Below are 9028 nucleotides of genomic sequence, written 5' to 3'. Positions count from 1 at the left end.
AGAGGTCGGGCAATGCATTGAATGATTAGGTGTTCACGATGAACCGGAATCAGTGTTCACGTTCGCCGGAATACGCATCGAGATGGGTATTGGTGAATCAACCTTGTATAATTGGCGTAAACAAGCAGTTAATAAGGGGCATTTAGTGCCAGGTGATGGAAAGAATGCTGAACAATGGTCTTCAGCAAATAAGTTCTCGGTAGTGTTGGAAACAGCATCTTTAAATCAAGCAGAATTGGCGGAGTATTGCCGTAGTAAAGGTCTTTACGCAGAACAGATAGCCGCTTGGCGAAGTGCTTGTATGGATGCTAATTCTAATGTTAAAGAGCAGGAAAAAGCCTTCACAATTGAATCTAAAAAAGATAAAAAGCAGATTAATCAATTAGAAAAGGAACTGCGGAGAAAAGATAAGGCGCTAGCTGAAACAGCTGCGTTACTGGTGCTAAGAAAAAAAGCAAATGCGATCTGGGGGGAAACCGAGGACGAATGATCCTCGACTCAGTTCGCGTTCAAGCGGTTGAATTAATTAGTGAGGCAGTTGCTTGTGGTGCGGCAAGATTTAAAGCCTGTGCCGAGCTTGAAATCAGTGTTAGGACTTATCAACGGTGGATTGTTGATGGGGATATCAAAACTGATGGTAGACCAAGTGCCCAGCGTCCTGAACCGAAAAACAAGCTGTCAAAATCGGATCGAGACAACTTATTGGCCACCGTTAATAGCGACGATTTCAAGAGCTTGCCACCAAGCCAAATCGTCCCGGCACTGGCTGATAATGGAATTTATATTGCTTCTGAATCGACATATTATCGTGTTCTTCATGAAGAAAAACTGCAAAACGCACGCGGGCGTAGTCAGGTAAAAGAAAGAAAAGCGCCTACGACACATTGCGCTACAGGGCCAAACCAAGTGTGGTGTTGGGATATCACTTGGTTGCCTGGCCCCGTAAAAGGACTGCATTTTTACCTGTATTTGATATTGGATATATTTAGCCGAAAGATTGTTGGGTGGGAAATTCATGACGACGAATCAGCAGGAAATGCGTCGACATTGATCAGAAAGACCCATTTAAAAGAAAGTGTTAGAGATAATCCGCTTGTGCTTCACTCGGATAATGGAAGCCCGATGAAAGGATCCTCAATGCTTGAAACACTTTATAGTTTAGGCGTAGCATCGTCATTTAGTCGTCCTCGCGTGAGCAATGATAATGCCTATGCCGAGTCGATTTTTAAAACGTGTAAATATAGACCAGATTATCCTTATAAAGGATTTTCAACAATAGATGAAGCACGTGATTGGGTATTGAAATTTAGCCACTGGTATAATTTCAACCACAAACATAGCGGCATCAAGTACGTCACTCCTCATCAAAGACATTCGGGGTTGGCGGAGAAAGTATTAGCAAATAGAAAAGAAGTTTATCAGCGTGCTAAGGAACGAAATCCTGAGCGTTGGAGTGGTAACATTCGCGATTGGGATTTACCGCAAGAAGTGCACTTAAACCCTGAACGAGAGATCGTCAAAGTTGAGAGTGCATAACGTAGCGATCGCGACAACTAGTTTGACAAACTCCGCAACTGAGGTTGCTGTTTTCCAGGATGAAGAAGGCTGCAGCCTTTTTTAATATATCATTGTCCCGTTGGGCACGTTTTAGCTGTTTTCAAGCTCTTGAATCCGCTGGTGCTCTGGCGTTAGAGCAGCTTTATTAGGTGTATGACCGTCAATTTCATTAGCATATTGTCGTTTCCAACGTGAAACAGCCGATTCACATGCACCTGATATTTCCATTATCTGCAAGACTAATTCACCATCATCGATCATCAATTTAGCAAATTCTAATTTTTGTTCTTTGGTGACTGTTATTCGTGTTTTCATTTGTCTTCTGTCGGTCATTATATATTCCTAGAGTTATCTATTTTACGCTATAACTCTCTCCAATATAATTAGACCACTTTAGTTATTAGGCGCATGCTCTTGAGGGTACTGTCAAGTTAAGGCCTCTTTCAAAAAACATGCGATAATCAATGTATGAAAAATTCAAATATCTACGCAGGTTATCGCTATCCTGCCCAAATTGTTAGCCACGCAGTTTGGCTTTATCATCGTTTTACGCTCAGTTTTCGTGATATCGAAGAATTACTTGCAGCTAGAGGTGTCGTTGTCAGTTATGAAACGATTCGTCAGTGGTGTAAAAAATATGGAGCTATTTACTGCAATCAAATAAAAAAGAGTCGTGGTCAGCTTGGAGATATTTGGTATCTGGATGAGGTCTTTATTAAGATCAATGGTGTATTACATTACCTTTGGCGAGCTGTAGATCAAGACGGTGATGAAATCGATATTTTGGTTCAAAAACGCAAGGATAAGAGGGCTGCGATGCGTTTCTTTAAGCGATTACTAAAAGGGCAAGGGATGATGCCGTTAAAGATTGTGACGGATAAATTGGCAAGTTATTCAACCGCTAAAAAAGAATTAATACCAAGTATTGAGCACTCAACAGTTCAGTATGAAAACAATGGATGTGAATTATCACACCAGCCCACTCGGCGGCAAGAAAGGCAAATGCGGAGGTTCAAATCCCATGGGTAAGCTCAACGTTTTTTGAGTTGCCATGGTGTGGTGAATAATTTATTTCGAACTAGGCATCATTTAATGCAAGCGAAACACTATCGTTTTTTCCGTGATCGATCATTTATAGAATGGAATAGGGTTAGTTGTGTCCAAAATTTAGATTAAGGAGTATTTGATCGAGATTACTCGACTCAGATCGATAAGTTGACAATACCAAAATGTCCATAATCACTGAACTAGGTACATATATTAAATATTGTGATTAATATCGGTAGGGTGTTGTTATTTGGTGGGGATTTTGCCATGCTATGGTGGTTTCTTGTTTTTTGACTTTACTTGAGGTCTGTTTGTTTCCCCTCATTGCAATTTTATTCTTTTTTTTATGGGCTAATGTGCTAACTAAATCTGACTTTGCGTTAACAATTGAGCTAATAAATCGTTGCTTGCATTTAAATTCGAAGGAAGATATAAATGATTTTTATCAACTTCTGTCACACAAATTAGGTATTGGTTGTTTAATGATAGGGCATTCAACAAGCAGTTTAGCGAATGCTCAATCTCACCACTTTGGCTTACATGGCTGGAAAGAAATTTATGAAAGCAAAGGGTTAATCGCGATTGACCCTGTTATTCCGCTTGCGTTTAAATCTGAAGGTTCAGTCAATTGGTGTGACGCTTATAAGCATAGAAAAGAGGAAAGTAGTGAATTTATTAAGATAGCCACAGACTATGATTTGTTAAACGGTATTAGTTTTGGAACAATGAAGCACTCGATAGCCTCTAGTTCCAATGTTGTATCAATTGGCTCAGGAGCAACCCCATTCGATGATGTTCAGTCTGTCATCTTACGACAAATACTCCCCCACATATCGGAAATCCTTGGTCGTCAGAATATTTGGTGGAGGCCTAAACTAACTGTAAAAGAGCTAGAAGTTATAAAATGGTGCACTGCAGGAAAGAGTTACTGGGAAATATCTCAAATAATGGGGATAGCTGAACGAACGGTTAAGTTCCACATGCAGAATATATTTAAAAAATTTGATGTTACAAATAAATCTCACGCTATAGCTAGAGGTGTGAGTTTTGGGCTGACATCTTTTTAGCTTGATATTCTCATCAATGTCCTAATATTCCAATTTTAAGTTTTTCTAGCAAGGTAAATGAAGCCTCATTCCTGATCTGTTTTTTGGCTGTAAATCAGGTGTATGATGACTTAAGTTTAATTCCTATAATAAATACTTCATATAATCCCTATCAGCTATGTCAATTACACTTTTAATTCTTATATTTTAGTTGCTCGCGTAGCCAAAATAACTCGTTTTTTCTAGGGGCTGTTGATCTTTCACATTGGCAACCACCGTGAAGAGAAGTATACGATTCAAGAATTCGAGAATCATAAATACTTGTCACGCTACTTCAAATTTCCTGCGGGTATGATCCAGGAATTTATCGCGTTAAACCCCATGCTAAAAAAGACATCGACGTTAGGTGAATTAAAATCGCTATTTACAACACCCCATGCCAGGTCTAAATCCATTGCAACACTCGCGTATCGGTTTGGATTCATTGACCTAACCTCGCCCATTACGTAAGCGCTCATTTAACCCCACCTACCAATGTTAATGGGCTTCTAGAATAATAATCTCAATATTTTTAACATTGAGATTATTATGGCGTCACCTGAAAAAATCGCACACTGGCAGTCAATTTTTAAATAGCATAACGATAGCGGATTAACGATTTCGACATTCTGCAAACAATACAAAATTAATATATCAACGTATTATTCCTGGCGAAAAAAATTGGCAGAGCCAGAAGCAAGCCTCAAGAAAAAACAGCAACTTGTGCCTTTATTTGTCGGTGAATCAATCATGTCCCAAGTTTCTTCATTGATGATCAAAACGCCAAGTGGTTATCAATTGACGTTCGATGACGATATTACTCTCGAAAAACTTCATCAGATATTAGCGTTAATCTCATGATTAGCCCTACGCAGGTCTATCTTGTCACTGGCGTTACCGACATGCGAAAGTCAATTAATGGCCTATCGATCATTGTTGCTGATGAACTCGAACTTGATCCTTTAAGCAAGGCTTGGTTTGTTTTTTGTAACCGTGGGCGAGATAAATTAAAAATATTATTCTGGGACACTAATGGCTTTTGGCTTTACTATCGCCGCTTAGAACAAGGTCGTTTTCAGTGGCCAAAACATGATGAAACACCCAGTGCCATGCACATTGAAGAACGCCAACTACAATGGCTACTATCCGGGCTTCCGGTGTTCAATCGTACTAAACACCAACGATTACAGGGGTTATCGGTCATGTAATTAGCATGATCATTTTTGGGGCCTTGAACGATCCTGCCAGTGTGTCATGCTTATCGGCATTAGCCCCTATAATAACGATTTGACGTGACAAAAGATCCCAGTGTTGAACAACTTAAAGCGCAATTAGCGGCCTTTGAAGCAAAGGTGAATCAGCTTGAATTAAGCAATAAAACGCTAAAAGAAAATAACAATTCTTTACAACGTCAAATCGATTTACTCATTAGTAAACTAAATCTGAGTAACTCAAAACGCTTTGGTAAGCAAAGTGAAAAAGCACCTCGTGGCACATTCAATGAAGCAGAACACATCAAGTCCGAGACTGAGCCCAAGCATCATAAGAAAGGCAAGCAATCACTGCCAAGTCATCTTGAACGTGAAGAAGTAGAGCATAAGCTAGAAGATGCAAGCTGTGCGTGTTGTGGCCATCAAATGCATATCTGTGGCAGCGAAACGAGTGAACAGATAAAAATTATCCCAGCTAAAATCAGCGTCATCAAACATCAACAGTTCAAATATGCTTGTCGTGAATGTGAACAAACTCAAGTCACGAGTAAAGTGGTCACAGCCAGCAAGCCTAAGCAGCCCATTCCACGCAGCATTGCTAGTGCAGAAACATTGGCGGCCGTGGTAACTGCTAAATACTGTGATGCACTCCCACTGTATCGACAAGTTGAAATTTTTAAACGCGGTGGTCTGGATATATCACGCGCGACGTTGGCGAACTGGTGCATAAAGTCAGGCGCTATCCTCAAACCACTGATCGAAGCTATGCAACAAGTTCTCGTTAATCAACATAGCTTGTGTGCCGATGAAACCCGAGTGCAGGTGTTAGACGAGCCAGATAAATTGGCAACGAGCCAGTCTTACATGTGGGTTTACCGTAGCAACGAAGTGAGTGAGCAGCCGGTTGTTATTTATGATTACCAACCGGGTCGCAGTCGCCAGAACCTTAAAAACTTTTTACAGGGTTTTGAAGGTTACCTGCAATGTGATGGTTACAGTGTTTATGATAATGTCGACGGTATTTTAGCCGTAGGTTGCTGGGCACATACGCGTCGTAAATATGACGAAGCCTTAAGAGCGGAGAAAAAGAGTAAAGGTCGAGCGCATAAAGCGATTAGTTTTATCAGCAAGCTTTACCAAATTGAAAACAAAATAAAAGCCAAGAAGTTATCCGTTGCCGAGCGGTATCAACTGCGACAAGAAAAATCGAAACCGATACTCGATGCCTTCAAACAATGGCTTGATGAAACCAAAGAAAAACTAACCACTAAAAGCTATATCGCTACCGCGATAAACTACACATTGAATCAGTGGGAAAAGCTCATTCGTTATATCGATGATGGTGAATTAGGTATCGATAATAATATTACCGAAAGAGATATCAGGCCGTTCACCACAGGCAGGAAAAATTGGATGTTCTCACAATCGGTTAAAGGAGCTGAAGCGAGCGCGACACTTTATAGTATCGTAATGACTTGCCGAGCCAATGACATCAATCCATATTTTTACTTCCAGCACTTGTTCAAAACACTACCAAATTTAGATGAACAAACCGATTTAACGGCACTGATGCCGTGGAATGTGCAGCTCGATTACACGTTAGGGTAAGCGCAACTGGTTAGTTGTGCGCTTACATATAAATCAACCAAGGCGTTGCCATTATAAAGACGATACCAGCGTTCAATTACTTCATCTTGTGACCATGTTAACCCTTGGCTACGGTCAACGCGTAACACCAGATGAATTTTGTCTAACACCCATTGTCGCCTGTGGTTGTAATTTTTACCCAAGTATTTGTCTTCGCCACATAAATATGCACGCCGAACACACCGTGAAACCACGTGATAATAAGGTGTCGCCGATAAATCGATGAGACTTCCTCTCGCTCTAGCCATGATGCTACTCCCACTCTCGTTTAGTAGGACTCTAGCCTAGTACAAAAAGTAATTAGCCGTCTAAAATTTTTGGGTGTCTAAAACTCATTGCCCTAGAAAAATACTAAATTACCAGACCGCAGAAGAAGTGTTTATGAATTAATCATTTAGTAAGTGGTGCACTTAGAACATGAATTCGGGATATTTATCTTCGCCACATAAAAACGCCCGTCGAACACACCGTGAAACCACGTGATAATACGGTGTTGCCGACAAATCAATGAGACCGCTTCTCGCTCTAGCCATGGTACTTCTCCCACTTTCGTTAGGTAGAACTCTAGCGTAGTACAAAAAACGTTTAGCCGTCTAAAATTTGTGGGTGTCTGAAATTACTTTGAAATTACTTTAAAAGGTACTGTTATTGAAGTTACTAGATTTCGGAGCATTGCAACTGCAATGCTCCTGTTTTTATTAACCAATTTCAACTAGACGGATGTGAAATCACATCGAGCAATATCACCTTTTGCCACCCATGTAGTTTCATCAACTTTACGATAGTAAAACTTGCTATCTGGAAGTGAGTCTGAGTTTCCAAAGAAAAACTTCGACTCTTTATCTCTTACAATACCTTTAAACCAAACTTTCACATTGCGTTCGTTGGCGCTTTCCACATACCCCATTTTGTTGTCTGCGGAACATACCTTATCACCTGGCGTATAGTCCAACTTAAAGCGATTACTCCATACAGCAGCACGATATTCATTGTGGTTATCTAATGCTTTCTTTCGAGCGAGCCTTTTGTTTTCTCGGCGCTGTTTTTTATCACTCTGACGGAGAACATTCGCATAGCGAGACTCAAATGCATGTTGAGCTACATTATTTGCAGTTTCAGGTGGTATATAAAGCCCTACAAAAGAATGGCTGCCAGATTTAGGCACAGTGCTTGAATTATATCCACCTTCTTTAACCCCATAGTACGAACTAAAATAAATTACAGCACCATGAATCTTTCCATTTCTATAACAAGCACTTTGCGAACCTTTAACCAGCTGCCTCATCTCCTTTCTCCAAGTGTGCTCTTCACCCGTCACGCTTATTTCGTTCAAAAATAGAAAGCCAATATTATTCAAGGAATCACGGTATTGTTCTTTTTCTCTATCGAGCATACTGCCATAACTTAGCTTCAGGTAATATGGAAACTTCCCTGCATGAGTAGTGGCGTGTTTCTTCATTAGGTCAAGCTTGTCTTCAGTCGTATAGTGTAATGGATCAAACAGCCCTTTTCTGTCTGCTTTTTCAAAGCCTGTCAGAGGGCTTACTTCTCCTGCACAAGAAGCTGTAAATGACTTTTTAGCAGCATCATAAAAAGGATGTTGATGCATAGGCCAAGCATGCCCTGTTTTGGTTCTAAATAAATAAAAAGTACCATAATCCGACTCTATCGCATCTACTGTTGAACCGAATCCAGCTCCAATAGATTTAAAAGTCGAGGAATACTCAGAGCCAACCTCTACTTCTAGAGCTGACGTAACAGAACTAGCATTATCAAATGTTTGTTTTACAAATGATTTGTCTTTTTCTTCTGGGGCCGGTGTACTTGCACAACCTGCAAGAGTTGATATAAGAATGATAGAAATTAGAATATTGCGCATTGAATCGCTGTGTCCTTTTTATTATTAGGGTTAATCCATATGTAGACTTTGCATACAACTAGAAATTCCATTATAAACAATAAGATAATGTTCTTAAAGTTATATCCAACTAAATGTATAAATAGAATTATTGACACCCATATAATTTGGACGGCTAAACTTCTTGTGTCAATTGCTTACGAACTGATCTCATTTGGTCTTTGTTTTAGTGTTTTTACTAGATTTTATTTTTTGTTAGGTAACTCGTGTCCAATTTACTCACAATTTCGAATCGCAGACATGACAAAGCCAGCTTTAAGGCGGTTGTAGGTTGTATTTACCGTGGTGTTTTAGCCGACGCCTTTATGCCAACACTGTCCGTGGTCGTTTGCGCATTGTCGCAACGCGTATTCGCTACCAGCAAAGTGACCATATTGCCGCCTAAAGTTCTTTATCACTTCGATCCAATCGTCAGGACTAATCCCTAACCTATTAATTAGTTTTGGAGTGGTATCGTCAATCGAACCACGTTTATTGGGGTGTATTGCTCGCCCACTCCAATCGGCAAGTTCTAAATAGTCGTACAGTGTAAACGCGATAGCATTGTTGTCTTTGCTTGAGCC

Annotated in this window: 9 protein-coding genes and 2 pseudogenes; 6 read left to right on the top strand and 5 right to left on the bottom strand. The window is 40.2% G+C overall.

Annotated elements, in window-relative coordinates:
- The first annotated feature begins 82 nt into the window (after positions 1 to 82).
- A protein-coding gene (locus HRU23_20195) for an IS3 family transposase (GenBank protein NRA56461.1) occupies positions 83 to 1536 on the top strand; the annotation gives its coding sequence in 2 pieces (ribosomal slippage) (positions 83 to 464 and positions 464 to 1536; 1455 coding nt in all).
- Positions 1537 to 1647: 111 nt separating this feature from the next.
- Here HRU23_20195 and HRU23_20190 read toward each other — a convergent pair.
- Positions 1648 to 1890, bottom strand: a complete 243-nt coding sequence (locus HRU23_20190) for a transposase (GenBank protein NRA56460.1) — start codon at positions 1888 to 1890, stop codon at positions 1648 to 1650.
- A gap of 135 nt (positions 1891 to 2025) precedes the next feature.
- Between HRU23_20190 and HRU23_20185 the strand changes: the two are divergent.
- The 5 genes and pseudogenes from HRU23_20185 to HRU23_20165 all read left to right on the top strand — a co-directional run bounded on the left by HRU23_20185 (position 2026) and on the right by HRU23_20165 (position 6508).
- A pseudogene (locus HRU23_20185) lies at positions 2026 to 2733 on the top strand (IS6 family transposase).
- A gap of 143 nt (positions 2734 to 2876) precedes the next feature.
- Positions 2877 to 3671, top strand: a complete 795-nt coding sequence (locus HRU23_20180; protein NRA56459.1) for an autoinducer binding domain-containing protein — start codon at positions 2877 to 2879, stop codon at positions 3669 to 3671.
- A gap of 699 nt (positions 3672 to 4370) precedes the next feature.
- Positions 4371 to 4550, top strand: a complete 180-nt coding sequence (locus HRU23_20175) for a hypothetical protein (GenBank protein ID NRA56458.1) — start codon at positions 4371 to 4373, stop codon at positions 4548 to 4550.
- Positions 4547 to 4897, top strand: coding sequence for an IS66 family insertion sequence element accessory protein TnpB (tnpB, locus tag HRU23_20170; protein ID NRA56457.1), 351 nt, complete (start codon positions 4547 to 4549; stop codon positions 4895 to 4897). The genes HRU23_20175 and tnpB overlap by 4 nt, the downstream gene beginning before the upstream one ends.
- Before the next feature lie 84 nt (positions 4898 to 4981).
- Positions 4982 to 6508, top strand: coding sequence for an IS66 family transposase (locus HRU23_20165; protein ID NRA56456.1), 1527 nt, complete (start codon positions 4982 to 4984; stop codon positions 6506 to 6508).
- Here HRU23_20165 and HRU23_20160 read toward each other — a convergent pair.
- From HRU23_20160 to HRU23_20145, 4 genes and pseudogenes are all read right to left on the bottom strand, one after another.
- On the bottom strand, positions 6493 to 6795 hold the full coding sequence (locus HRU23_20160; GenBank protein ID NRA56455.1) for a hypothetical protein: 303 nt from the start codon (positions 6793 to 6795) through the stop codon (positions 6493 to 6495). The genes HRU23_20165 and HRU23_20160 overlap by 16 nt on opposite strands.
- A gap of 183 nt (positions 6796 to 6978) precedes the next feature.
- Positions 6979 to 7080 (bottom strand): annotated as a pseudogene (locus HRU23_20155) (transposase).
- A 179-nt stretch (positions 7081 to 7259) separates the two neighbouring features.
- Entirely contained in the window at positions 7260 to 8426 is a 1167-nt protein-coding gene (locus tag HRU23_20150; GenBank protein ID NRA56454.1) for a hypothetical protein, read from the bottom strand.
- Positions 8427 to 8755: 329 nt separating this feature from the next.
- Positions 8756 to 9004, bottom strand: a complete 249-nt coding sequence (locus HRU23_20145; protein NRA56453.1) for a hypothetical protein — start codon at positions 9002 to 9004, stop codon at positions 8756 to 8758.
- Positions 9005 to 9028: the final 24 nt, after the last annotated feature.

This window comes from Gammaproteobacteria bacterium, assembly GCA_013214945.1.
Lineage (GTDB): Bacteria > Pseudomonadota > Gammaproteobacteria > Enterobacterales > Psychrobiaceae > Psychrobium.
Note: the sequence above shows the minus strand (reverse complement) of the source record. Positions and strands in the feature narration are given on the sequence as shown.

Bases quoted from the DNA above. Each gene is read 5' to 3' on its own strand.
- HRU23_20160 (NRA56455.1), bottom strand. From the start codon at position 6,795: ATGGCTAGAGCGAGAGGAAGTCTCATCGATTTATCGGCGACACCTTAT.
- tnpB (NRA56457.1), top strand. From the start codon at position 4,547: ATGATTAGCCCTACGCAGGTCTATCTTGTCACTGGCGTTACCGACATG.
- HRU23_20150 (NRA56454.1), bottom strand. From the start codon at position 8,426: ATGCGCAATATTCTAATTTCTATCATTCTTATATCAACTCTTGCAGGT.
- HRU23_20180 (NRA56459.1), top strand. From the start codon at position 2,877: ATGGTGGTTTCTTGTTTTTTGACTTTACTTGAGGTCTGTTTGTTTCCC.
- HRU23_20190 (NRA56460.1), bottom strand. From the start codon at position 1,890: ATGACCGACAGAAGACAAATGAAAACACGAATAACAGTCACCAAAGAA.